General features: G+C 62.1%; 19 protein-coding genes. 7 read left to right on the top strand and 12 right to left on the bottom strand.

What is annotated here, in order from left to right:
• Window positions 1-183: 183 nt before the first annotated feature.
• Window positions 184-1,659 carry a permease gene (locus HV770_RS10360; RefSeq protein WP_246290810.1) on the bottom strand — a complete coding sequence of 492 codons (1,476 nt, stop codon included), beginning with the start codon at window positions 1,657-1,659 and terminating at the stop codon, window positions 184-186.
• A gap of 20 nt (window positions 1,660-1,679) precedes the next feature.
• Here HV770_RS10360 and HV770_RS10355 point away from each other — a divergent pair, with 20 nt between their 5' ends.
• Together HV770_RS10355 and HV770_RS10350 are read left to right on the top strand one after the other, a co-directional pair.
• The gene (locus HV770_RS10355) at window positions 1,680-2,057 is read left to right on the top strand and encodes a response regulator (protein ID WP_175159304.1); all 378 of its coding nucleotides are present in this window, start codon (window positions 1,680-1,682) and stop codon (window positions 2,055-2,057) included.
• A gap of 83 nt (window positions 2,058-2,140) precedes the next feature.
• A complete protein-coding gene (locus tag HV770_RS10350; protein WP_175159303.1) occupies window positions 2,141-6,262 on the top strand; it encodes a CheR family methyltransferase in 4,122 nt (1,373 codons plus the stop codon).
• A 337-nt stretch (window positions 6,263-6,599) separates the two neighbouring features.
• Here the strand turns inward: HV770_RS10350 and HV770_RS10345 are convergent, their stop codons facing one another.
• A complete protein-coding gene (locus HV770_RS10345) occupies window positions 6,600-6,818 on the bottom strand; it encodes a hypothetical protein (RefSeq protein ID WP_175159302.1) in 219 nt (72 codons plus the stop codon).
• 342 nt (window positions 6,819-7,160) lie between these two features.
• Between HV770_RS10345 and HV770_RS10340 the strand changes: the two genes are divergently transcribed.
• Together HV770_RS10340 and HV770_RS10335 are read left to right on the top strand one after the other, a co-directional pair.
• Window positions 7,161-7,604 carry a DUF2231 domain-containing protein gene (locus HV770_RS10340; RefSeq protein WP_175159301.1) on the top strand — a complete coding sequence of 148 codons (444 nt, stop codon included), beginning with the start codon at window positions 7,161-7,163 and terminating at the stop codon, window positions 7,602-7,604.
• The gene (locus HV770_RS10335) at window positions 7,597-8,922 is read left to right on the top strand and encodes a PQQ-dependent sugar dehydrogenase (protein ID WP_246290809.1); all 1,326 of its coding nucleotides are present in this window, start codon (window positions 7,597-7,599) and stop codon (window positions 8,920-8,922) included. Before HV770_RS10340 ends, HV770_RS10335 begins: the two co-directional genes overlap by 8 nt.
• Before the next feature lie 25 nt (window positions 8,923-8,947).
• Here HV770_RS10335 and HV770_RS10330 read toward each other — a convergent pair whose 3' ends face one another.
• From HV770_RS10330 to HV770_RS10285, 10 genes are all read right to left on the bottom strand, one after another.
• Window positions 8,948-9,247, bottom strand: a complete 300-nt coding sequence (locus HV770_RS10330) for a hypothetical protein (protein ID WP_175159300.1) — start codon at window positions 9,245-9,247, stop codon at window positions 8,948-8,950.
• Window positions 9,248-9,465: 218 nt separating this feature from the next.
• Window positions 9,466-9,816, bottom strand: coding sequence for a hypothetical protein (locus tag HV770_RS10325; RefSeq protein ID WP_175159299.1), 351 nt, complete (start codon window positions 9,814-9,816; stop codon window positions 9,466-9,468).
• A gap of 163 nt (window positions 9,817-9,979) precedes the next feature.
• The gene (locus HV770_RS10320) at window positions 9,980-11,767 is read right to left on the bottom strand and encodes a glycoside hydrolase family 15 protein (protein ID WP_175159571.1); all 1,788 of its coding nucleotides are present in this window, start codon (window positions 11,765-11,767) and stop codon (window positions 9,980-9,982) included.
• Window positions 11,768-11,783: 16 nt separating this feature from the next.
• The gene (locus HV770_RS10315) at window positions 11,784-12,794 is read right to left on the bottom strand and encodes an SDR family oxidoreductase (RefSeq protein WP_175159298.1); all 1,011 of its coding nucleotides are present in this window, start codon (window positions 12,792-12,794) and stop codon (window positions 11,784-11,786) included.
• 21 nt (window positions 12,795-12,815) lie between these two features.
• The gene (locus HV770_RS10310; protein WP_175159297.1) at window positions 12,816-14,459 is read right to left on the bottom strand and encodes a GMC family oxidoreductase; all 1,644 of its coding nucleotides are present in this window, start codon (window positions 14,457-14,459) and stop codon (window positions 12,816-12,818) included.
• Window positions 14,449-15,108 carry a gluconate 2-dehydrogenase subunit 3 family protein gene (locus HV770_RS10305; protein ID WP_175159296.1) on the bottom strand — a complete coding sequence of 220 codons (660 nt, stop codon included), beginning with the start codon at window positions 15,106-15,108 and terminating at the stop codon, window positions 14,449-14,451. Before HV770_RS10305 ends, HV770_RS10310 begins: the two co-directional genes overlap by 11 nt.
• On the bottom strand, window positions 15,105-16,052 hold the full coding sequence (locus tag HV770_RS10300) for a hypothetical protein (RefSeq protein ID WP_175159295.1): 948 nt from the start codon (window positions 16,050-16,052) through the stop codon (window positions 15,105-15,107). The genes HV770_RS10305 and HV770_RS10300 overlap by 4 nt, the downstream gene beginning before the upstream one ends.
• A gap of 25 nt (window positions 16,053-16,077) precedes the next feature.
• Window positions 16,078-17,199, bottom strand: coding sequence for an enolase C-terminal domain-like protein (locus HV770_RS10295; protein ID WP_175159294.1), 1,122 nt, complete (start codon window positions 17,197-17,199; stop codon window positions 16,078-16,080).
• A gap of 7 nt (window positions 17,200-17,206) precedes the next feature.
• Entirely contained in the window at window positions 17,207-19,054 is a 1,848-nt protein-coding gene (locus HV770_RS10290; RefSeq protein ID WP_175159293.1) for a thiamine pyrophosphate-requiring protein, read from the bottom strand.
• Window positions 19,055-19,694: 640 nt separating this feature from the next.
• A complete protein-coding gene (locus HV770_RS10285) occupies window positions 19,695-20,612 on the bottom strand; it encodes a LysR family transcriptional regulator (protein ID WP_175159292.1) in 918 nt (305 codons plus the stop codon).
• Between the two features lie 114 nt (window positions 20,613-20,726).
• Between HV770_RS10285 and HV770_RS10280 the strand changes: the two genes are divergently transcribed.
• The 3 genes from HV770_RS10280 (at window position 20,727) to HV770_RS39395 (ending at window position 24,101) form a co-directional block, all read left to right on the top strand.
• The gene (locus tag HV770_RS10280; protein WP_175159291.1) at window positions 20,727-22,010 is read left to right on the top strand and encodes an MFS transporter; all 1,284 of its coding nucleotides are present in this window, start codon (window positions 20,727-20,729) and stop codon (window positions 22,008-22,010) included.
• 50 nt (window positions 22,011-22,060) lie between these two features.
• Window positions 22,061-23,551 carry a M81 family metallopeptidase gene (locus HV770_RS10275; protein ID WP_246290808.1) on the top strand — a complete coding sequence of 497 codons (1,491 nt, stop codon included), beginning with the start codon at window positions 22,061-22,063 and terminating at the stop codon, window positions 23,549-23,551.
• 424 nt (window positions 23,552-23,975) lie between these two features.
• A complete protein-coding gene (locus HV770_RS39395) occupies window positions 23,976-24,101 on the top strand; it encodes a hypothetical protein (RefSeq protein WP_281366207.1) in 126 nt (41 codons plus the stop codon).
• Window positions 24,102-24,353 lie beyond the last annotated feature (252 nt).

Here is a 24,353-nt window from a genome sequence, read left to right as displayed (position 1 = left end):
TCGGGCGACTGGCCTGCTGAATAGTGGAACCGTGCATACAAGCGCTGCCTGAAGCAGCGACCCGCACTCCTCACCGGGAACATGCAAGTCTCTCCGCGCAATGACAACCGTCCGCGCCACGCCGGTGGCCACCCTAGGACGACGGTTCTCGTACCGCTTTCGGAACGCCCGACGGCTCTCACATCACTGCGGGCGATGTGCGGACGACTCATGGCTATCGCGATGCGCGTCGCGTCCGCGCTCCTCATGCTCACCGCTTTTCATCATTCGCATCATCTCCACGCCGCCGGTGCGAAAGAAAGTAATTGTCAACGCTACCAAAACCAGCCCAAAGACAATGTTCAGAACTGCCGTGTAATTGAACGTGATCGTGGCGTCAGTGAACGCACCATGGCGTTGCTTGGGCACGAGACCCGTCAGCTGAAACAGAGCCTCTACGAGAAGACCCGCGACGACCATCGCAAAGTAGAAGGTCGCGACCATGAAAACGGTCATTTTTCCGCCATAGTACTTTCGGTAGATACTAACGATGGGCGGGATGATCAGGTCACCGAATATAAACGAGGCAACGCCGCCGAAACTGAGGCCTCCCTTCCAGAGAACCGCCGCCAAGGGCACATTTCCGACCGAGCATGTGAAGGACGCAACCGCGACGAGCGGCCCGATGAACGAGCCCAGAAGCAATGAGGCGGTCGGCTGATTTGCGAAAAAGAATTTTTGCCAGAAACTGTCCGGAACCCATGCCGATATGGCGCCGGCCACGAGCAGGCCAACGCCGATATCCCGCCATAGTATGATCCAGTTCATCACATAGTTGTGACTGATCGCCTTCCAGCCTTCTCTGGACATGATGCGGTCTTTCCAGGTGCCTTCCTGTTCGCTCATCGCCATCGAAGCATGTCCTTCCATGCTGCCAGCAATCCCCTTGTTTGCCTGAGCGATCGCCTGTCGCTTCAGCGAATTCCTCAGCAGGAACCTGAAGATCAGAGCGAGCACCGCAATCATGACGAATCCGCCGATGAAAGCCGCGGCCGCGAATTGCCATGCAATCAACACCCACATCAGTACGCCGAGTTCGAGCACGAGGTTGGTGGCCGCAAACTGGAATGCCACCGCGGCGGTGAAATCCGCTCCCTTGCGAACCATGGAACGCGCCATGGCAACCGCTGCATAAGAGCAGGACGACGACGCGGCGCCGAACAGGCTCGCGAGGGCCAGTGATCGCGGGGAGTCGTCAGGCAACAGATTCGACATCTCGGACTTCGACACCGCTACTTCGATCACGGCGGAGAACAGGAACCCCAGACTGACTCCCCAGAATATCTGCCACAACATCATGAACGACATCCATACGGCATGTCCCAGTGCGCCAAGAACCTGCATCGCTATCTCCTGGTTCGGTGAGCTGGTAAGCAGGCCGCGCGGCCGCCGTTGACGACGAGACAGCCAGCAGCTGTCGTGCCTGACGCCCCGGTGCATTGCCGCTCCCGGCAAGGCAGGGTCGGCGGGGCACCACGCTTCGTCGGACGCCGACCGGGCTACGACCAGCACGGTGCACGGAGAAAGGCTGGTACGGCCGTTGCGCCATTCCGAAACATCCCTGATGCGGCGATGATTCCAGCGGGAGACGTATGAGTTCAGCCAGACAATCGGCAACATGGACCGCGAGACGGACGCGTATGCATCAGCCATTGCGCATACTGGTCGTCGACGATCATGAACTGGGGGCGCAGGCGGTGGCCCTTGCCATGACGTTCGCCGGTTATGAGGCGCAATTTGCATTTAGCGGCGAGGACGCCTTACGGCGGCTTGCTTCATGGACGCCGGATATCGCGATCCTCGACGTCAACATGCCGCCGCCCAACGGATTCCAGCTTGCCGCAACTTTGCGCGGCCGGCGTGACACCGAGGGTATCTATCTCATTGCCCATACTTCAATGGAAGAAAGCGAGGTGCAAAATCAGGGGGTGCAAGCCGGCTTCGATGCGTTCTGCCGCAAGGGCGCCGGTGCCGATCCGCTTATGGCTATCATTTCGGATGTTCAGGCACCCAATTGAGCGTGGGGCTTCGGCAGGGTTCCTGCCAGGCCCCCGAGCGCCCTGATTGCGCTACATTGCACGCCGCACCTATCGGAGAAGAAATGACTAGCAAACCGCGTAATGGCGCAAGAGCGCATGGCGACGGGCCGAACTTTGCGGTCGTCGGCATCGGCGCGTCCGCAGGCGGAGTTCAAGCACTATTGCGCCTTTTTCAGTCGGTGCCGCCCAAGCCAGGCGTCGCGTTTGTCGTCGTGCTGCATCTGTCGCCAAACCATACGAGCCATGCGCAGGCGGTGCTCCAGAACGTCACGGGTCTGAAAGTCAGACAGGTGACAGGGCCCGTTCCCCTTGAACCGGACAACGTGTATGTCATCCCGCCGGGCAAGCTTCTTTCGATGGTCGATGGCTATCTGCGCCTGAGCGAGCCGAATTTGCCCAGGCTGCCGCCGACGAGCATCGACGTCTTTTTCCGCAGTCTTGCCGATGCGCACGGCTCCCGTGCGATTTCCGTCATCCTTTCGGGAGCGGGATCTGACGGCTCGGTGGGGATTGCGCGCGTGCGTGAAAGGGGTGGCATAACGATCGCGCAGCAGCCCGAGGAAGCGGAATACAGCGAAATGCCGCGAAGCGCTATCGCGACGGGCGACGTCGACCTCGTGCTACCGGTGGACGAAATCGTCCCGAGATTGCTGACACTGGTCAGGAGCGCAGCCGATATCGTCCTGCCGTCGCCTTCGGACGAGGAGCCTGCCGGGAGCGCGGAAAGACTGTTGCTTGAAGGCGAGCCGCTCGAAGAAGTGCTCGATATCCTGCGTCAGCGGACCCACCATGACTTCGGCAATTACAAGCACGGCACGATTCTGCGCCGGCTCGAGCGACGCATGCAGGTCAACGGGCTGATCACCATTGCCGCCTATCGCGACTTCCTGGTAGCGACCCCCGATGAGACGCCCAGACTACTTGCGGACATGCTCATCGGCGTAACCAATTTTTTCCGCGATCCCGAAGCGTTCGACGCGCTGGAGAAAGCGATCATCCCGGAACTGTCCAGAAGCCTGCAAGGGCGCGACGAAATCCGTGCGTGGGTGCCGGCCTGCGCGACGGGCGAAGAGGCATTTTCGATCGCGATCATGTTGAGCGAAGCGGCGCGGAAGGTGCCGCATCAGCCGCGTGTCACGGTTTACGCAACGGACATCGACGAGCGGGCAATTTCGATCGCCCGCACTGGAAGCTATCCGGGAGCTGTCGCCAATGACATCCCGGCGTCTCGCCTCGCACAATACTTCTATCAAGACGGCGGCCGGTACAAACTCGTCAAATCGGTGCGCGACAGGGTGATCTTCGCAGCACATAATCTGCTGCGGGACCCGCCGTTCTCCCGCGTCGATCTCGTTTCATGCCGCAACGTGCTGATCTACCTGGATCGGCGCGCGCAGGCCCGCGTACTCGATACGTTTCATTTCGCGTTGCGGCCCGGCGGCTATCTTTTCCTGGGTAGCGCCGAGTCGGCCGACTTCGCAAGCGAACTGTTTGGGCCGGTCGACAAGCACAGGAAGATCTACCGGGCGTTGCCCGGTGCCACGAAAAGCGGCTTGCCGCTTTTTCCGGTCGCACCGGCGCAGAAAGCCACATCGGGACAAACCTTTTTTGCGCTGGGGGGCGACGGCAAAGTGGCTAATGCACTTCCGCCCAATCATGCGCGCGCGCTCGACCTCTTTGGGCCGCCCGTGATCATCATGCGTGCCGATGGCGAGATCCTGCACCGGTCCGCGAATGCGAATGGCCTCACGCACGATCTTCGCCATACACGGGTGCACAACCTTTTCGATATCGTGCGCGCCGACGCACAGGCCTCCCTTCGACGTGCAATCGAGCGGTGTCTCGCCAATGGCCGGCGCGACGAAGAACAGGCGGTCCCGTTCGAATCGGCGACGGGCGCAATATCGGTCGATCTTTCACTGCGGCCTTATCACGATCCCGCTCACGACGAAAACCTGCTGTGGATCGTTTGCGACCCTGTTGCGCCCGTGCCCGGTATGCAGATAAAACCGGCTGCGGAAAACGGCGGTGAAACGATCGACTCGCTGAAACATGCGTTGGCCGGCAGCGAACACCGCCTGCGCAGTTCAATGCAGAATGTGCAGAACTCAACCGAGGAGCTGAGGGCATCCAACGAAGAATTGCAGGCGATGAATGAAGAACTGCGCTCGGCGACGGAAGAACTGGAGGCGAGCCGCGAGGAACTGCAGTCGCTCAACGAAGAACTGGTGACGGTCAACTCCGAACTGGTGATCAAGGTACAGGAATCCGCGCGGATCAGCGACGACCTTCAGAACCTCATTTCGCTGGTTGGCGTCGCAACGATCTTCGTTGACCGAATGCTCAACATCAAGCGATACACGTCACCGGCGGAGACACTCTTCAATATTCTGCCTGGCGACCGGGGCCGCCCGCTTCAGCATCTGACACATAACCTCGAGTACCCGGCGATGATCGAGGATCTGCGAACCGCATTCGAGCAACTGAAGAAAACCGAACGCGAAATAGGCAGCAAGGACGGTCGGAGTTTTCTCGCGCGTGTCCTTCCTTACCGCACCGACGACGACCGGATCGATGGCGCCGTGCTGGCATTCATCGACATTAGCGAAACAAAAACCGCACAGTCCCAGGTGCGCGCCAGCGTCGAAAAGCTCAGGCTGGCGGCGCAGGCTACCCACGACTTCGCGATCATCGTGCTAGACGCCGATGGCACGATCGTCAACTGGAACGCAGGTGCGAGTCGCATTTTCGGCTTCGAAGCACAAGACATGCTGGGCCACCCCCTCGACGCCATTTTTACGCCCGAAGACCGTGCGAGCGGTGTGCCGGCCCATGAACGGCGCAAGGCGATGGAAAGCGGGCGCGCCGAAGACGAGCGCTGGCATCTCACGCAGACCGGCGAGCAGGTCTTCTGCAGCGGTTTTCTGAGCCATATCGATGTGCCCGGGTTTGCCGGCTTCGTGAAGATTGTTCATGATGCGACGCAGCGCAAGCTGGCAGAAGGCCAGCAACAGGAGGCGCTGGCAATTGAGCGCGCGCAGCACACCGAAGTGCAGAAACTTAGCCGTATGAAGGACGAGTTCATTGCCGTGCTGTCGCACGAGCTAAAGAATCCGTTGAACCTGATTCATATGAAAGCGGAGATGCTGGTTCGGCTTCCCGAGGCGCGCCACATTGGCAGGATTCAGGAAGTCGCCGATGCGATACAGAAATCTGTCAATACCCAGGCGCAGATCATTGACGATCTCCTCGATTTTTCCCGAGTCAATACAGGCAAGCTGTCGCTGCGATTCGCGCCGACGGATGTGAGCGAGATCGTGCGTTCAATCGCCGACGCTCTGCAGAAGGATGCAACGGAAGCAGGCATCGAACTGCGGGTCGCAGTGCCCGAGACACCAGTACTGATTCGGGGTGACGCGATCCGCGTCGAACAGATCGTATGGAATCTGGTGAGCAATGCGCTGAAGTTCACCTTGCCAAAAGGTACCGTCACGGTCAGTTTGTCGCTCGAATCGGCACAGGCGCGGATCGAGGTAAGCGACACCGGCATTGGTATTGCGCCCGACGCAATCGAGTCGATCTTCGAAATGTTTCACCAGGAGCCGGTGGTAGCGCATCACGCCCGCAGAGGTGGGTTGGGTATCGGCCTCTCTCTGGTGCGACAGCTTGCCCGCTTGCATGGTGGCGCGGTGGAGGCGCATTCGGATGGGCCGGGTCATGGCGCGCGTTTCGTCGTCTGGCTGCCTGCCGATGCGTCATCCGATCATCGGCAACCGGGCGACCGGCAGGCGGATCCCTCGGTTTTTCGGGGCACGAGCATTTTGCTGGTCGACGACGAGCGGGAATCGGTCGTGGCGATGTCGGACCTGTTCTCGCTCTATGACGCGAAGGTCATGACAGCCGCCAATGCGTCCGACGCGCTGGAAATCGCGAAGCAGCGGAGTTTCGACCTGATCGTTACCGATGTGAACCTGCCGGATTTTGACGGGTACTGGCTGGTGAGGCATCTCAGAGCGCTGCCGTCGTGCGTGGCCAGTGCGATCGTTGCTGTCACGGGCCGCCCCGTCGCACAGGAAGAACAAGCCGGACTGGAGGCGGGCTGTGATGCATGCCTCGCCAAGCCCTTCAACCTTCAGTCTCTCGCCGATCTCATGTCACGCCGGAAACAGCGCCCGCGCGGCTGAATGGCGCAGACGTAAGGCGGGGGGCTCCGGTGCCATGATGGCCTTGTTGCTCGAAGAATATCCGCCTTGCCGAAGGAAAGGCGGCATTCCGCACGATGCCGCGGCTCGATCGTAGGAATAGAAGCGCGCAGCGCGAGGCCTTCTCACCCAGCTGGTCCAGACAGTCCGCGCTCGCATGAACGACTTCGGCGTAACCAGTGGGATGAGCAAGTAATTTCGGCCCCTCGCGGGCTCGACGGAATCGCCCCGTTGCGACGCGCTTCTCCCTTCACGCGCCCGAGATGCGGTGAGACAACCCGCGGGTGTTCGTGCGACTCTATTTTTCGCAGCGCGCGGTTTACTGGCTGGCGCCGGCGGGTCTGACAGCACTCGCGACGGCAGAAGCGGCGCTGGCAAGCGGCGTGTTGGCGCCGCTCCCTGATTGCCCGGCAGCCGCCTCGATGTGGCTATTGCCTGTGCTCATGCTGTCATTGCCTGCCTCGTGGGCTTTCTGGCATGCCGTAACGCCGAACGCTAGTACGCCAACCACGAGTGCGATGTGTGCAAACTGTTTCATTGCTCCTCCTCTCGTGTTTGAGTGCCGCGCGTGCCTGGGTCCGACGCCACACGTGCCGGGTGCGTATCGGGCGATCACGCGGCAAGACTTCCACTATTCGCCAGCAGGCGACATGCCCGAGTCGCGAGCCTTTTCAGCGGAACGCCCTGCGCGCGTGTCAGGGTCTTGTATTCCTCGGGCACATGAAGTGCTTGACTCGCGTCATGCCGATGCGAGAGGGCCAGCAGTTCAAGCGTGAAGCAACGACGGACACCTATCTTCGGACACCTATTCCTCGGTTACTCCCGGCAGCATGAGTGGGCGTCGCTTATTGCATTTTCGCCGCCAGCACTAGGACCTACCATGACTCCAGCCATTCCGACCCACCGATCGAGATTCTTCACAGCGATCTTCGATCTGTTCAATCCGATCCCATACGGGCTCTTCGTCGGCACGTTGATTTTCGACATTACCTATGCGGTGACCAGGAATGTTTTCTGGGGGAAGGGCGCTGCATGGCTTGTCACTGCCGGCCTGCTTTTCGCCGTCCTGCCGCGCCTGATCAATCTCTGCCATGTCTGGCTGCCGTCGCGCTATCCGGTATCGCGGCTTGAGAAGCTCGATTTCTGGCTGAACCTGCTGGGCATCATCGCGGCGATCTTCAACGCCTTCGTTCACAGCCGCGATGCTTACGCGATGGTTCCACTGAACGTAATCCTCTCGGTGATCACCGTGGCGTTGCTGAGCATCGGACAAGTCGTGCTTGCAGTGGGCAAGTCGGGATTCAGGGAGTTAGCGCGTGAATAGATCCATCCAGAGCGGCATCCTCCTTGTCACCTTCGCGGTGTTTGCCAGTGGATGCAACGAGCGAGCCCAATATGACGCAGAGCACCAGGCCGGATCGAATCCGCCGATGCCAGGCGCGCGCAGTTTTCTCGCACCACCCATGCAAGTACCGAAGTACGTCGGATGGCAAAACGGTGACGCGCCCAAGGTGGCGGATGGCCTGAAGATTGAGAAGATCGCATCAGGCCTTCATCATCCGCGCCAGGTCTATGTTCTGCCCAATGGCGACATTCTGGTTGCGGAAGCGAACAGTCCGAATGAAGAAGCCGTGACCACACCGAAGCAGTTGATCGCCGGATTGATCGAAAGCCGTTCCGGAAAAAAAGCAGAGGGCGCGAATCAGATTACCCTGCTGCGCCAGCGCGCTGGCGGTAGCGGCGAATGGGACAAACACGTATTCATCGAACACCTCCATTCGCCGTTCGGCATGCAACTGATTGGCGATACCCTCTATGTTGCCGACACCGATGCGATCCTGAAGTACCCGTACCAATCGGGCGAGACGAGCATATCAGCGCGTGGGATCGAACTCACCGATCTGCCGGACACGATCAACCATCACTGGACCAAAGCGTTGCTCGCGAGTCCCGACGGCAAGAAGTTGTATGTCGGTGTCGGCTCGAACAGCAACGTGGGGGAAAACGGACTCGACGTCGAATACCGGCGCGCGAACGTACTGGAAGTCGACATCGCAACTGGCGGCAGCCGCATATACGCAGCCGGGATTCGCAATCCGACCGGGCTGCAATGGGAACCGAAGACAGGACGGCTGTGGGCGGTCGCCAATGAACGCGACGAGATCGGTGCAGATCTGGTTCCGGACTATCTAACGTCGGTCCAGGAGGGCGCTTTCTACGGTTGGCCGTACAGCTACTATGGCCAGCATGTCGACCGGCGTGCGCAGCCGCAGCGTCCAGACCTGGTCGCGAAGGCGATACGGCCGGACTATGCAATCGGTTCGCACGTCGCACCACTGGGACTGCTTTTCTACACCGGCAGCAATCTGCCGGCGCAGTATCGAGGCGGCGCATTCATCGGCGAGCACGGCAGCTGGAACCGATCACCACTCAGCGGCTATGCGGTTGCGTATGTCGCGTTCGAAAATGGCAAGCCGGTGGGTGCGCCCAGACCCGTCGTCACGGGCTTCGCCTCCGATGACGAAAAGGAACTGCACGGCGCGCCAGTGGGTCTCGCCCAGGACCGTGACGGCGGCGTCGTCATTGCCGACGACGTTGGTAACGTGGTCTGGCGAGTGACGAAGGCGGGCAGCCAGCCATAGCGTCGATGCCCTGCTCGCGTGGCCATCAGTTGGGCGCAGGTGCACGCACGGACTCAGCGGGTGAGGGGGCGGTTGCTGCTCCAGAGAACAGGCAGTCGATGAACGTGTGTGCCCGATTGTTCGCATAGGCGAACGCTTCCCGCTCGGACATGAATTCCAGCCGCTCCGGAAAGCCGGCGGTCACTTGCGCGGAGTTCTCGCATGAACTGATTGTCCAGGAGACCTTGTAGCGACGCCCAACGCCGTGGAACGACAAGGTCCTGGCCGAGACGATGTGGACATCTATGCTGTACCCGCGGTACGGTGTAGAGGATTGATAAGACATATGCCCTCCGGGGCTTCGTCGAAGGCAGGGCGCTTCGGCCCTCCACGGTTGAGCAGCAAGAAACATGTCCGCCATCGCTGGTTGCGACGAGGCGAGAAAAAATCCAATCACGCGGTGGGGGAATATTCATTTTCCCCTGCGCACATCGGACGCTATGTTCCCGTCAGTAGCAAGCCCGGCTATCTATTCCCGAGCCTAACGAAAGCAGGGATACATGTCTATGGCGACTCGTCGCCTTTCACGTCCGAGCGCCACTCGCTAGCGTCGAGCATCGCGCGTTCCGCGCTTTGCGCCATGAGTTGTAGATCGAAACCGAGGCGCGCGGCTTCCTGCACCTGCAATGCGATGTATTTGTAGGCGTCCACCTCGTGCGTTGGCGCTGCGGAACGGGAGCCGCCCGGCCACGCGAGGTTCAGGCGGAAGCGCGAGTCCGCATCGCCCGCGGCGGCGGACCGGCTTGCCGAGACGACGCAGCCCGATCTCAGTTCGAGCACCGAGTCCGTGAGCGCGATGGCATCGAATTGCGGCAATCCAGCAAGAAAAGCAATGAGCGGATGACGACCAGCCATCTGTGCATCTCCTGTCGAGTGGCGATTCTCCAAAAATTCACCGAATGAATGTTTTGGACCGTTGCGTCCAGCTGCTGTCGATAGCTCAGCAATAGCGGTGCCGCGGCAACGTTCAGATTATGTGCGCCGCAGCCGCAAAGCCCGTGGCCATGCTGCGCGGTCTTCAATCCGACCCGGACCGCTTTATATCTGCGTCCAGGCACAGCGCTGCATTGATGAGCGATACATGAGAAAGCGCCTGCGGAAAGTTGCCGACGAGACACTTCTCTTCCTCGTCATATTTTTCAGAGAGCAGCCCGACGTCGTTGCGCAGGCTCAACAGCCGCTCGAACAGCGCCTGCGCCTCAGCACAGCGCCCCTGCATTTTCCAGACGTGGACGAGCCAGAAACTGCACGCGAGAAACGGTCGTTCGCCAGACGACGGGGACCCAGGTTCCCCGTCTATTCCCCGATAGCGCAGAACCAGGCCATCGCACATCAGGTTCGCCTCGATGGCGGCCACCGTGCCTGCGACGCGCGGATCATCTATCGGCAGAAAGCCGACCACGGGTATGAGTAGACAGCTCGCGTCGAGGCGCTCGCTGCCATAGCTTTGCGTAAAGCTTTTCAAACGCTCGTCGTAGCCTCGCGCGAGCACGTCTTGCCGTATCTCATCGGCAAGCGCGAGCCATTGCGCGACAGGCGCCGGCTTACCGAATTCTTTCGCGGAACTCAGCGCGCGATCGACCGCCACCCATGCCATGACTTTCGAAAACGTGAATTGCCGCGGGCCATCGCGAACTTCCCAGATACCGTCGTCCGGCTGGCGCCACACTTTCTGGAGATGATCGATCAGACCCACCTCGAGTGACCACACGTCGTCATCGGGCGTCAAACCCGCTCGGCGCGACAGATAGAGCGCGTTCAGCACTTCTCCGTAGACGTCGAGTTGCGATTGCTGCACCGCTGCATTGCCGAAGCGCACTGGCGCCGAGTTGCGATAGCCAGGCAGCCACGGACATGTCCATTCGTCGAGCCGCCGTGAGCCGTCGAGAGCGTAGAGGACCTGCAACTGTGCCGGGTGGCCCGCAATCGCGCGAACCAGCCAGTCGCGCCAGCGCGCGGCCTCGGCGTGATAACCGCAGCCCAGCAGCGCACTCATCGTGAAGGCTGCGTCGCGCAGCCAGCAGAACCGGTAATCCCAGTTGCTGGCACTGCCCGGGCGTTCCGGCAACGAGCTGCTGGGCGCGGCAGCAATCCCGCCTGTGCGCGTGTCGGACAACGCTTCCAGGGTGATCAGCGAGCGCAACACGGCGTCGGCATGCCTGCCTCGCGCCGTGCTCTGCGCAGACCAGTCGATCCAGAACTGCACCGTATCGGCCAGCAAACGGTCCGCGTCCGGCGGGGGCGGCGCTTCTTCGCACGAGTAGGCACAGGTCAGCGAAAAGTGATGCCGGTCGCCCGCGCTCATCGTGAAGTCCGCGCGCGGGGTGTCGTCGCTGCATGCGCTTGCAACGGTGCCGTCGAGCCACAGCGACTGCGGTCCGCAGATCATGTTCACGCGGCCGTCCTGTCCGGCCCGGCTGCGGCACCACGGTATCGCACGGCCGTAATCGAAGCGGACCCGCACCTCGCTCGTTACGCGCACGATGCCCCGCGTACATGCCAGATGCCGCAGCAGCACGGGGCGCTCTGAATGCCGCACCATGCAGTCGGTCACGACGAGCGTGCCTTCTAGCGTTTCCAGCGTGGTTTCGATGACCAGCGTCCCGGGCCGGTAGCAACGCCGCGCGCTGACGAGCGGCGCCTCGGTCGCGAGCGTCCAGCAGCCGTTCTCCTTGTCGCCCAGCAACGCCGCGAAACACGTGTCCGAGTCGAAGGAGGGCCAGCAGAGCCAGTCGATCGAAGCATGCAGACTGACGAGCGCTGCGCTTTGGCCATCGCCGATCATTGCGTAGTCCTCGATATGCATGGCCACGTTGCGCCTCCTATTTCCGCGCACGGCCGCGCCATGCGATGGCGGCCAGCGCCAAGGCGCCGGCGAATGCAATCGAGCGGTGCGTGTCCAGCCACAGCGCGGCGCTGCGGGCTTTGGCCATGTCGTCGAACGGGCCGTGAGTGCGATGCGCGCCCGGCACGGGCTCCCAGAGATTCGCGCGGGCATGCGGATCGGCGGGTTCCTCGCGTTGCTGTGACTGGTAGCCGGTGCGCCCCAGATAGCGATCGAGCCAGCCGGGCGCAAGCTTGTTGGCGAGTATGGCCTTCATCGTCGAAGTGCCGACGTAGACTTCGCGCCTGCGGTGCGTCGCGGCCCATGCGATCGCCCGCGCCGCGACTTCGGGCTGGTACACGGGCGCGACAGGCTGCGGCGCATGCGGCATGTGGTTCTCCGCCCAATCGAATTGCGGCGTGTTGAGCGCAGGCATTTGCACCATCGTCAGATGGACCCGGCTGCGCTCGTGCAGCAACTCGCACCGCAATGCATCAGTGAAGCCGTGGATCGCGTGTTTGGCGCCGCAATAAGCCGATTGCAGCGGGATAGATCGATACGCGAGTGCCGAGCCAACCTGCACGATCGTGCCGCGATTGCGCGGCAGCATGCGGCGCAGCGCGGCCATGGTGCCCCACACGTAGCCGAGGTAGGTGACTTGCGTCACGCGCTCGAACTCTGCCGGCGTGATCCGCGTGACCGGAGAAAATACGGTGAGCATCGCGTTGTTGATCCACACGTCGATGGGGCCGAGTTCCGACTCCACGCGTTGCGCGGCCGCTTCAACGGCGTCGGCGTCGCTAACGTCCAGTGGCAATGACAATGCCTTGACATGGTGAGCACGCACTTGTGCCGCGACATCGTCGAGCGCGGCGGCGTCCCGCGCGATCAATGCGACATTCGCACCACGCCGCGCGAACTCGAGTGCGCTCGCGCGGCCAACGCCCGCGCTCGCGCCAGTGATGACCACGGTCTTGCCGGCGCAACTACAACTGCCTGGATGCCACATTCGACCCTCCCGTCGGTTCTGCTAGAGTTCTCCGCGCGCGGCGAGCGCCACGATCCGATCCGCGGTGCGGCACGCAATCGCCTGAATCGTGAGCGAGGGATTGACGCCACCGACGGTCGGAAAAACCGAACCATCGCAAATCCAGAGATTGGGGATGTCCCAACTCCGGCAGTCCGCATCGACCACGCTGGTCGCCGGATGGTCGCCCATGCGCGCCGTGCCGTTCAGGTGGCACGTGTCGTCGGTTTCGCGCCATATCTGCTTGCCGCCAGCCGCGCCGAGTGCGTTCTCCATGAATCGTAGTGAATGCTCGATCAACCGCTTGTCGTTATCGCACAGCGAATAGGTGACGCGCGCCACGGGCAACCCGTATTGGTCCTTCTCGTCTGCTAGCGTGACGCGGTTACGCTCCTGAGGCAGCATTTCGCCGACGATCTTCAGTCCGGCCTGATGGTTGTAGCGCCGCATTTCGGCGGCGAGCGCGTCGCCCCACAGTCCGCGTCCATTTTGGGCGGCGGCCCATGCATTCGGCAGCGGCCCCTGGCTCATATAGCTGTAGCCGCCGAAGAAGTCCTTGCCGGTGTCGGTGTAATTCCAGTGCTCGGTGATCGCGAGCGAGGGCGGCCCTTTGTACCAGCGGATTTCTTCATCGAAGCCGCCGTATACGGCCTGGTTCGCCTGCACCATCAGATTCTTGCCGACCAGTCCCGAACTATTGGCGAGGCCGTCCGGAAAGCGGCTGTTGGCCGACATCAGCAGCAGGCGCGGTGTTTCGATTGCATACCCGGCCACCACCACATGTTTGGCGCGCTGAAACCGCCAGCGCCCTTCGCGTAAATATTCGACTCCGGTGGCGCGGCCCGCGTCGTTCGTGACGATGCGTCCCACCATCGCGAGGTCGCGTATCTCCGCACCCGCGCGCACGGCCCGCGGAATCCATGTCACCAGCGCGCTTTGCTTGGCATTGGTGGCGCACCCGGTGACGCAGAAGCCGCGATAGACACAGGGATGCGCCTTGCCCCGGGGCGCGGACAACGTGGCCAGCGGCGTCGCGGTCCAGCCGATGCCGAGCGCCTCGCACCCGCGCGCGAGAATCATCGCTGCGGCATTCAGCTCATGCGCGCGGCAAGGGTAACGCGGCCGCTTCGGCCCCCACGGATAGTTGACCGGCCCGGATATTTTCAGCGCCTCCTCGACTTCGCCGTAGTATCGCCACATGTCGCGCCAGTCGAGCGGCCAGTCGGCGCCGTAACCCAGCACGCTGCGTGACTTGAACCATTCAGGTCGAAAGCGCAGCGATACCATCGCAAAGTGGACGGTGCTGCCGCCAACCGCCTTGCCGCTATTGTTGTGGCCGAGCTTGAGCGGATTGTCACCGTCGCAGAGGCGCTCGTCGGTCCAGAAGAGTTTTTGCTGATGCGTTTCGTCGGAGGCGAATTCTTCCAGTGGACGCCACCACGCGCCCGCGTCAAAGCCCACCACGCGAAAGCCGCGCTCGGCCAGCCGGCATGCCAGGGTGCCGCCGCCCGCGCCAGTGCCGACAATCGCGAAGTCCACTTCGTCGTCGTCCGCGTACTCGCGCATGGGCAGCCAGCCGCCGCGCTCGAAGACATCGGGCGCGCGGCCGTTTCTGCCTCGCGGCTGTTCCAGCGCCTCATCGAACACGGCGATTCTCCTCGCGGGCTTTTTCTTCGTTGCCGGGCGTGGCTTCCGCCGCTTCCCAGGGATCGCGCCGGTTGTAATAGAGGCGCACATAGCCGCGCGGATTGGCGGGGCCGCCGAAGCCGATTTCACTCCACGCATGAGGATGCGAATAGTAAAGTCCGCAAATGTCGTGCAGCACGCGCTCGCTGAAAAACAGTTTCGACGGCATGCCTTGCCACGCTTCGTGCTTCAGTTGGCCGCGCTGCATCTGCTCGAGGAGCGCGTCCTGCATGGCACGTTCGAGACTCGCAAAGGGAAGCTCGTGCGCGGCGCGGCTTTCCGCATCGAGTGCGGCAAGGCCAATTCGCCACGCGCGCTGCATGGGCGGCAGACCGGCGTGACGATAGCCATCGCCCTGATTCGAATGGACGCGCGTGTCGAGCATGCCGGCAATCGGCACCGTCGGCGCGGCGTCGGCCTGCGGCACGATGCGCGAGCAGAGGGCGCACACCGCCCGCCATTGCACGGCGTCGAAAAAACGCGGCTCAGCCGGTGTCGCGAGCCGCTGTGCGATGACCTCGCGCGTCGGTTCGTCCCACGACGGTGTATCGCGTTTGTCCAGAACATCGTAGCCGGGGTAGTCGGTGGCTCGGGTCTTTTTGTCGGTCACGTTTCGGTTCTCCTCAGCCGCAATGCGGCGAGTCCCGCGAGCGCCAGCGCCGAAAAACCCGGCGGAGCCGGTAGCGGCGGCCCCGCGAACAGGTTCTGGCTCCAGTTGCGCCAGCCGCCCTGGCGGCGCGCGATGCCGCGAGCGTGGAATGCCATGCCGACGAAGCCGAGTGCCGTGGTCACACGCAACCATGCTCTGGCCAGCCAGCGCTCGCGCGGTGCGCCGAGCGCCGCTTGCGCGAGCAGCGCGGCGGCGACGGGTGGCACGCATACGGGCGCGTACATCGCACGGTGCTGGAAATTGCCGCGAAAATGCAGCAGCGCAGCTTCGCCGACAGTGCCGATCAAACCTGCGCTGACCAGCAGCGCGAGCGCCCGGCCTGCCGGCATGCCGAGCAGTTGCGGATCGTGCTCGGGTTCGTTGCGCAGTCTTTCGGCCACCGCGCCGAACGCGCCGGAAAGCAGCAGCGCCATCGGCGCGCCGATGGGCGCTGCGTGGAACAGATTGTTCCAGCTCCAGCCGCCGGGCCGTTTCGTCACGTTGTAGACATGGAAGCCGGTGCCCGCGATGCCCGCGGCCGCCGCGCCCAGATAGATGCCGTGACGGATCTGATGGGTGCGCTGCCGGTGGTCGCGTCCACCATGCAAGCCGGCGCCAACCGATAGAGCGGCACAGACTAGCGGCGTGTACATGGCCGGGTTGTCGAAGGAGCCGCGATAGTGCTCCATCGCGCTATCGGCCAGCACCGAGAGCGCCAGTAGCGCCGAGCTATGATTGAAACTGCGGGCGGCCTGAATGTGCACCTTGCGTGTGGGCATCAGCGCAGTGTGCAGGGATGGAACGTGAACCGCCGAACGGCCGTGCTGGGGACGACGAGCAAGAGCGGCGACGGTGATTGCGCCGGTTGCAGCCAGTAGCAGACCTGCGATCGGGGATGAAGCCATTGTTGTCGTTATCCCTTGCTGGAAACTATTTCACCAGATATGGCGCGGCATCGGCGTGCCTGAATTCGAGCCCGCAGCCAGGTCGCGACAGATCGGGCGCGATCGCACCGTTGCGCGCGCGGGGCGCCCCGTCGAATAGCATGGACTCGATGCGCACGTGATCGTGGAACCACTCCTGATGCAGCAGACGCGGCACCGCGCAGGCGACATGCAAATGCAGAGCGGGCGCGCAATGCGCCGAGAGCGGCACGTGAAACGCGTCGCATAGCGCGGCGGCCTGCATGAAGCCGGTTATGCCGCCGCAGCGGCTCACATCCGCCTGCAGCACATCCACGGCGCCCGTGGCGAGCAGGTGGCGAAAATCGTCGGCGGTGTAGCCGTACTCGCCCGCCGCGATCGCGATTGCGGCCGGGGCGTGCTCGCGCACGAAACGCAAACCCTCCCTGTCATCCGACGAAACCGGTTCTTCGAACCATTGCACGTCGTAGTCGGCGAAACGCTGGGCAAACCACGTGGCGCGCTGCGGTGAGAAAGCACCGTTCGCATCGACGAACAGACCCGCGTCGCCGCCGATTGCAGTGCGGGCGACCTCGACTCTGCCCACGTCTTTCTCCGGTTCACTGCCGATCTTGATCTTCACCCAGCGGCAGCCGTCGCGCTCGATCCAGCCGGAAAGCTGCTCGCGCATCTGCGCGTCGCTGTAGGTGGTGAATCCACCGCTGCCATACAACGGCACGTGCTCGCGAACGGAGCCGAGCAGGCCGACGAGCGGCACATCGAAAAGCTTCGCCTTGAGGTCCCATGTTGCGCAGTCGAGCGCCGCGATCGCGCTTGCAGCGAGACCCGAGCGGCCGATATTGCGAACCTGCCGCCACAGGGTTTGCCAACGGGCAGGGAGGTCCAATGCGTCCTGCCGCAAGAGACATGGTGCGAGCGTGTCTCGAATCAGATCGACCGTGCAGGCATCGCTGTACGTGTATCCGAGCCCGCTCCGGCCGGCGGCATGCACCTCGACGACGATCAGCGTGGTGGCGTCCCACGCGAACGTGCCATCGGCTTCCGGCGCGTCGGTCGGAATGCGATAGGCGTGCGCATTCACGTGATCGATAGGTGCCCGCGATGCGCCGGGATGAGACGAGTGAGTCATCGCTCGCTCACTTGTCGTGATGACCTGGCAGCACGGCGCCGAGCACCTGTTTCGCCGTTTCGACGATCACGTTGCCTTCGTTGGGATCTCCCTTCATCAGCGTCGACGCGAATGCCTTGGCCTGCGCGAGCGTGATATGCGGAGGCAGCGGCGCGATATTCGGATCGGCCTTGACCTCGATCACCACGGGGCGGTCCGCCGCGAGTGCTTCGTCCCACGCCGCGCCCATCTGTTCAGCGTCGTCGACATAGATGCCCTTGAGGCCGATCAGCTCCGCGAACTTGTGATACGGAACGGAAGGAATGTCCTGCGACGCCGCGAATTTCGGATCGCCTTCCATCGCACGCTGCTCCCACGTGACCTGGTTGAGGTCCTGGTTGTTCAGCACCATGCAGATCCAGCGCGGATCGGACCAGCCTTGCCAGTACTTCGACACCGTGATGAGTTCGGCCATGTTGTTCATCTGCATCGCGCCGTCGCCGACGAGCGCAATCACCGGCCGCTCCTGATACGCGAACTTGGCGGCGATTGCATACGGCACCGCCGCGCCCATCGAGGCGAGCCCGCCCGACAGCGAGCACATCATGCCGCGCTGCACTTTCAGGTCGCGCGCATACCAGTTCGCCACCGACCCGGAGTCGCTCGTGACGATCGCATTTGCGGGAATCCGTTTGGACAGTTCCCAGACGGTGCGCTGCGGATTGACGGCGTCCTTGCCTGGTTCATGCGCGCGTTTGTCGAGCGTTTTCCACCAGTCATCAGTCCAGCCTTCGATCCGCTTGCGCCAGGCGCGATCCTTCTTTTCTTCGAGCAGCGGCAGCAGGGCGCGCAAGGTTTCCACGCTATCGCCCACCAGGTTGACTTCCATCGGATAACGCAGGCTCAGCATGTCGGCCTTGATGTCGATCTGCACGCCGCGCGCAGCGCCTTCCTTCGGCAAAAATTCGGAGTACGGAAAACCCGAGCCGATCATCAGCAACGTGTCGCATTCGGCCATCAGGTCGTAACTGGGTTTGGTACCAAGTAGTCCGATCGAACCCGTCACCCACGGCAGATCGTCGGGCAGCACCGCCTTGCCGAGCAACGCTTTGGCCACGCCCGCGCCGAGCTTTTCGGCGACGGCCATCACTTCGTCGGTGGCTTGCAAGGCGCCCGCGCCGACCAGAATCGCGACCTTCTTGCCGGCGTTCAGTACATCGGCGGCCTGTTGCAGATCATCCTGATAAGGTACTAGCCGCGGCGCGCGATAACCGACGCCCGAATGCAGCGTGCCGTGCTTTCTACCGGGGGCTTCGTAAGGCAAGTCTTGCAGGTCATTGGGCAGGATCAGCGCGGTGACTTTGCGTTCCGAGATCGCGATACGCACCGCGCGATCGACCAGATGACGAATTTGCGCGGGCACCGTCGCCTGCTCGACGAAAGCTCCCGCGACGTCCTTGAACATCGAGACGAGATCGAGTTCCTGCTGATAGTGGCCGCCGAGCGCCGCGCGCGCCTGCTGACCGGCGATCGCCAGCACCGGCATATGATCCATGCGCGCATCGTACAAGCCGGTAATCAGATGGGAGGCGCCCGGACCCGAGGTCGCGATGCAGACGCCCAGCTCGCCTGTAAATTTGGCATGTGCCGACGCCATGAACGCGGCCATCTCCTCGTGGCGTACCTGGATGAATTCGATTGGTCCGGCTACGTCGCCGTCTTTGCGTTCGCGTTTCTCGCGCTTCCTTGCTTCCGCTTGTGCGCGGTTCAGTGCGCCGAATACGCCGTTGATGCCGTCACCAGGATAGCCGTAGATGCGCCGGACGCCCCACTCGTGAAGTCGTTCAATGATGAAATCGCCGACAGTTTCGGACATTGCAGGCTCCTTTTGCTCGAAGAGAGGGGAAGTGGCATCCCTTCTGTGAGCAAATGTCGTTCCGCGTATTCGAAGGCTCGACGTAAGGCTGAGTGAAAGGGAATTGTTTTTTGCTCTTGCGTGCAACGTAAGCGCCCGAACTCATCTTGCAGTGTCCACCCCGCATCGGGCGGATCCGCAACCTGCGTGTTCTCTCATCGGGCGCTGGGTGCCTGGGAGCGTCACATCGCCGTAGATCGGGCCGGACGATTGCCGAAGCGGGGGACACCCGGGCGTGACCGAGTCAGTTCGGGAGGCTGGCCGGATGTTTCGCCGCGTGGCCAGCTTTAATGGTGTTGCCGGCTGTTGCTACTTTTACTTCCGTAACGCTGCTACTTTTGCTTCATCGCACGGCAAAGGCGCAGGGCGGCGAAGGTGGTGCGGCTATAGGCTGCGTCAGGGCGAGAGCCAAGGCCCGGTTGGCCCATGATCAGGGATGAAAAAGAGGTGAACAGGTAAGTGGAGAGACCCGCCGGAGTTACGGTTGAGTGCAAAAATTCCGGATTCTGACCATTAAATGCAGTTTTGGTAATTTACCGCCGGCAAGTCATTCAAGGATGCCGTGAAGAGTGGCGGAAGCAACGACGCCGCTTCGCGCATATCACGGGCCGCGGGCGAACACCGTCATTCGTTCGACAATCCATTCCAGCAGTTGCTCCGCTGCAACCGAAAGCGGTCTGCGCGCTTTGACGAGCACGCGAGCTTTGGCGGTCTCGAAAATCGGGTGTGAGATCGGCAACGCCACCAGTTCTCCCGCAGCGATTTCCCGATAAACAGAAAACGCGCTGATCAGCGTTGCCCCATTGCCGCGCGTCACGAACTGGCGCAGCACCTGAAGCGAGTTTGTCGTGAGTGTGGGACGGATGTCGAGGTTTTCCGCGTAGGCGAGCATGTCAACGATCTGACCCAGACCGAACGCTGGCGGCATCAACGCAAGCGGACAGGCGAGCATCTCGTCAATGGTGACCGGCCCGCCCCGGACCGCAAGTGGATGCCGCGCATTGACGAGCAGTACCACCGGCATTGGCGACGTCGCACGGTATTCGACTTCGGGATGTGCTGGCGGGTTGTACGCAAGGCCGATATGCGCGCGGCTCTCGATAATTTCCTCGAGGACGTTGTTGACCGGCATCACGTCCACCACGACGTCGAGCTTCGGGTACTGCGTACAGAATGCCTGCAGCACTTCTTCCATCAAGCCGTCTATGTAGCCTTCGCTGATGGCGAGCCGGATATGCCCACGTTGCAACCCACGCAACGCCTGCAGGCGATCTTCCAGTTGCTCCTGCTGCGATTGGCATCCGCGCCAGTACTCAAGTACATGGGCCGCCGCTTCGGTTGGCCGCACGCCGCGCGCCCGCCGCTCGAAGAGGGTCGCGCCCACTTCTTCTTCCAGGAGGCGGATCTGCCGCGTGATCACGGATGCTGCCGTGTTCAGACTGTCGGCGGCGGCGCGTATCGAGCCGTGCGTCAGCACTTCGTGGAAATACCGCAGGCGTCGCTGATTGAGTTCGCGCATCGGTTAAGTGTGATGACTGTTGCTTGAACGGCAACGATAGCAAACTTCAGTTGCTCTTGCTCGCTGGTTTTTGGCTGTCGAACATGACTCACCCCACGTACATGGAGAAAGCCCTTGTCCGCCATTCCTTCCACGCTCGTCGCTGAGCGGCATGCGAACCTCTATCGCAAGCTCAGCTGGCGCCTGTTGCCGTTCCTGCTGTTGTGCTACACGTTCGCGTACCTGGATCGCGTCAACATCGGTTTTGCCAAGCTGCAGATGCAGGCCGATCTGGGCTTCTCCGACGCCGTCTACGGCCTCGGCGCGGGCATCTTTTTCCTTGGCTACGTATTGTTCGAGATACCGAGCAATCTGCTGCTGCCCCGGATCGGGGCGCGCAAGACCATTAGCCGCATCATGGTGCTGTGGGGCATCACATCGGCAGCAATGCTATTTGTGCGCAACGAACCCATGTTCTATGCGATGCGCTTTCTGCTCGGCGTGTTCGAAGCGGGTTTCGCACCGGGCATGATTTTCTATCTCACGTACTGGTACGGCCGCTCGCGTATGGCGCAGGTGATGGCGATTGTCATGCTCGCCGGACCGATCGGCGGCATGTTCGGTGGCCCGCTCTCGACCTGGGTTATGACTTCGTTTTCCGGGGCCCACGGTCTCGACGGCTGGCAGTGGATGTTTCTCATCGAAGGCCTGCCATGTGTAATTCTGGGTGTGCTCGCGCTGTTCGTCCTGGACGACCGTCCCGCCGACGCAAGCTGGCTCAGCGACGACGAAAAGCACCTGCTAGCCTCTGAACTCGACACATCGGGCTCGCATCACTCGTTTGCGCAGGTCGCGAAGGACCCGCGCGTCTATCTGATGGCGGTGCCGTACTTCTGTTTTATCTGCGGCATCTATGCGGTGAGCTTCTGGCTGCCCTCGATCATCAAGGCGGCGGGCGTGAAGGACACGATGCAGATAGGTCTTTATTCCTCCATCCCCTATCTCGCCTCGGCCATTGCAATGACGCTGATAGGCCGCAGTTCGGACCGGCGTGGTGAGCGTCGCTATCACAGCGCGATCCCGGCGCTCATGGGCTCGGCGACACTCGCGCTTGCAACGTATTTCGGCGATCAACTCTCCGTTGCGCTCACTTGCATCACAATCGCCACGGCGATGATGTGGGTCGCCTACACGGTGTTCTGGGCGATGCCCTCCGAGTACCTCAAGGGTGACGCAGCATCGGGCGGCATTGCGCTCATCAACACCCTCGGGCTGACGGGCGGCTTTCTCAGCCCGACAATCATCGGCTGGGCGCAGACAGTCACAGGCAGCCTGCATGCCGGCCTATATGTGATGGTCGCCCTTCTCGCAATCGGCGCCTTGGTGCTGATCGCGATGCGTCCTGCGCGGGGCAGCTAACTCCCATTCATGCGCTTGGCGCGTTCAAACCAGAAAAATGAGGTTTTCACTTGTCCACCATTCTGATTGCTGGCTTCCAGCACGAAACCAACACGTTCGCGCCGTCGCGAGCCACCTATGAAAATTTCCAGCGCGGTGAAGGTTTTCCGCTAATGTCGCGCGGCGACGATGTGCTCGCGCTGCGCGAGGTGAACATTCCTGCAGGCGGCTTCATCCGTGCGGCCGAAGCGCAAGGGCATGTCCTCATGCCAGTCATCTGGGCGGGCGCGAGCCCCTCCGCGCATGTCACGCGCGACGCGTTCGAACGCATCGCCGGAGAGATCGTTGACGCGGCACGGTCGCACGTCTTCGACGCGGTGTATCTGGACCTTCATGGCGCGATGGTTGCCGAGCATGTCGACGACGGCGAGGGTGAATTGCTCGCACGGATGCGCGAAGCTGTCGGCCCGGATATGCCCATCGTCGCTTCGCTCGATCTGCATGCAAACGTCACCGAAGACATGCTGCGTCATGCAGATGCACTGGTCGCCTATCGCACCTATCCGCACGTCGATATGGCCGAGACAGGCGCGCGCGCCTTCGCGTTGCTCGAACGGCTGCTGGCAGGCGAGCGCCTGCAGCACGCGTCGCGGCGGCTGCCGTTCCTGATTCCGATCAACGGCATGTGCACGATGCTGGAGCCCTCGCGCGGCATGTACGCGAGCGTCGCGGCGCTCGAACAGGGTGCTGTCGTATCGGTGTCGTTCGCACCCGGCTTTCCAGCGGCGGACTTTCCCGAATGTGGTCCGGTGATCTGGGCCTATGGCAACGCACCCAAAGCCGCCCACGCAGCGGTGGATATGCTCTATCACCGCATGATCGACGAAGAAGCCGCGTGGCGCGTGCCCTTTCTTTCCCCCGATGACGCCGTGCGCGAAGCGATGCGGCTGTCCGCTGATGCATGCCGCCCGGTTGTCATCGCCGATACCCAGGACAACCCCGGCGCGGGCGGCGACGCGAACACCATGGAGATGCTGCACGCGCTCGTGCGCAATGGGGCGAAGGGCGCGGCGATCGGTCTGATCTACGATCCCGCCGCGGCGCTCGCTGCGCATCGTGCGGGGCTGGGCGCGCGGCTCGAATTGTCGTTGGGAGGACAGTCGCGCGTGCCGGGCGATCGGCCATTCGACGGTGCTTTTGAGGTCGTTGCATTGTCTGACGGACACCTGCGCTATGACGGCCCGATGATGAACGGCATGCAGGCCGAACTCGGCCCCGTGGCATGCCTGCGCGTCGATGACGTGCTGATCGCGGTAAGTTCTAGCAAAGCACAGATGCTCGACCGCAATCTGTATCGCGTGGCCGGCATCCAACCTGAGGACATGAAGATTCTCATCAACAAGAGTTCGGTGCATTTCCGTGCGGATTTCGAGCCGATTGCGGAGGCGATTCTCGTGGCAAAAGCGCCCGGCCCGATGACAGCGGATCCCGCCGATCTGCCATGGACACGGCTCGCGCCCGGAATCCGGACGAGCCCGGGGGGAGAAGCCTTTGCCGGTTAGCGTCAAGCGCAGCAATGTTGTCACTTCGCATCAGACGCAGTAAATCTGTCACTTCCCCGTTCGTTCCAGGCCATGAAGTCCGCTCGCAAGATGGTTCTTATGGTCGTTCTCTCGCGCAGGAAACTCCAACTCGTGCTGCACGTACTGATCGTCGCGCGCGGCCTCGTAAAGCCCTCAAGGCTCTGCCGCAGTGAGGTTACCGGGTCAAGCAGCGGCGATATGGACAAGACGCGGGGCTCGACGAGCGAAATAGCGATCGATATGGAGCGGCCGGAGCCTCTGGTGCCTGGCGAACCGTCACGCTTCGCTTCAGCCTGACATCGCAGCCGGTTGTCCTGGTTGCAGGGGAGAAGCTTCGTCTCGACATAGCCAGCGGCACCGATCTACTGCTTAGCGACGTAAGCCAGGATGACGACAGTTCGACATGTTCGTCCCGCCGTACTTCTCGCGCAACACCATTCACTATGATGAAGAGACCAATTTCGAGGTGACGCCGGTGAGTTCAGCGGGCACCCGGCGGCCGACGCGGCGGCTGGTGGTCTTTCATTAAGGACCAATGCGGGCCAGCGAGCGACCCTGTCGCCTGCTTATTGTTCACCACGCATCGAAAAACGCACTGCCTCGGTGCCGAAATGCCTCGTCTCCGTGCACTTGTCATCCATGTCGCGGCATTGGCCTTGCGGCTTCACCGTGCAAAGCCGTTTCTGCGTAGGGATTTTGCGATTCGCTTCACACCTGGCACGCACTTCGCTTAATAGGCAGCCAGAGTAGAAGCGGCTAGCGACCGGCGGATCTTGCCGGA

It is taken from the genome of Paraburkholderia fynbosensis (assembly GCF_902859935.1).
GTDB classification, from domain to species: domain Bacteria; phylum Pseudomonadota; class Gammaproteobacteria; order Burkholderiales; family Burkholderiaceae; genus Paraburkholderia; species Paraburkholderia fynbosensis.
Note: the sequence above shows the minus strand (reverse complement) of the source record. Positions and strands in the feature narration are given on the sequence as shown.

What these genes read in the sequence shown, in the direction of transcription:
- HV770_RS10360 (WP_246290810.1), bottom strand. Translation starts at nt 1,659, where the DNA reads ATGTTGCCGATTGTCTGGCTGAACTCATACGTCTCCCGCTGGAATCAT.
- HV770_RS10355 (WP_175159304.1), top strand. Translation starts at nt 1,680, where the DNA reads ATGCATCAGCCATTGCGCATACTGGTCGTCGACGATCATGAACTGGGG.
- HV770_RS10350 (WP_175159303.1), top strand. Translation starts at nt 2,141, where the DNA reads ATGACTAGCAAACCGCGTAATGGCGCAAGAGCGCATGGCGACGGGCCG.
- HV770_RS10345 (WP_175159302.1), bottom strand. Translation starts at nt 6,818, where the DNA reads ATGAAACAGTTTGCACACATCGCACTCGTGGTTGGCGTACTAGCGTTC.
- HV770_RS10340 (WP_175159301.1), top strand. Translation starts at nt 7,161, where the DNA reads ATGACTCCAGCCATTCCGACCCACCGATCGAGATTCTTCACAGCGATC.
- HV770_RS10330 (WP_175159300.1), bottom strand. Translation starts at nt 9,247, where the DNA reads ATGTCTTATCAATCCTCTACACCGTACCGCGGGTACAGCATAGATGTC.
- HV770_RS10325 (WP_175159299.1), bottom strand. Translation starts at nt 9,816, where the DNA reads ATGGCTGGTCGTCATCCGCTCATTGCTTTTCTTGCTGGATTGCCGCAA.
- HV770_RS10320 (WP_175159571.1), bottom strand. Translation starts at nt 11,767, where the DNA reads ATGCATATCGAGGACTACGCAATGATCGGCGATGGCCAAAGCGCAGCG.
- HV770_RS10315 (WP_175159298.1), bottom strand. Translation starts at nt 12,794, where the DNA reads ATGTGGCATCCAGGCAGTTGTAGTTGCGCCGGCAAGACCGTGGTCATC.
- HV770_RS10300 (WP_175159295.1), bottom strand. Translation starts at nt 16,052, where the DNA reads ATGGCTTCATCCCCGATCGCAGGTCTGCTACTGGCTGCAACCGGCGCA.
- HV770_RS10295 (WP_175159294.1), bottom strand. Translation starts at nt 17,199, where the DNA reads ATGACTCACTCGTCTCATCCCGGCGCATCGCGGGCACCTATCGATCAC.
- HV770_RS10290 (WP_175159293.1), bottom strand. Translation starts at nt 19,054, where the DNA reads ATGTCCGAAACTGTCGGCGATTTCATCATTGAACGACTTCACGAGTGG.
- HV770_RS10285 (WP_175159292.1), bottom strand. Translation starts at nt 20,612, where the DNA reads ATGCGCGAACTCAATCAGCGACGCCTGCGGTATTTCCACGAAGTGCTG.
- HV770_RS39395 (WP_281366207.1), top strand. Translation starts at nt 23,976, where the DNA reads ATGTTCGTCCCGCCGTACTTCTCGCGCAACACCATTCACTATGATGAA.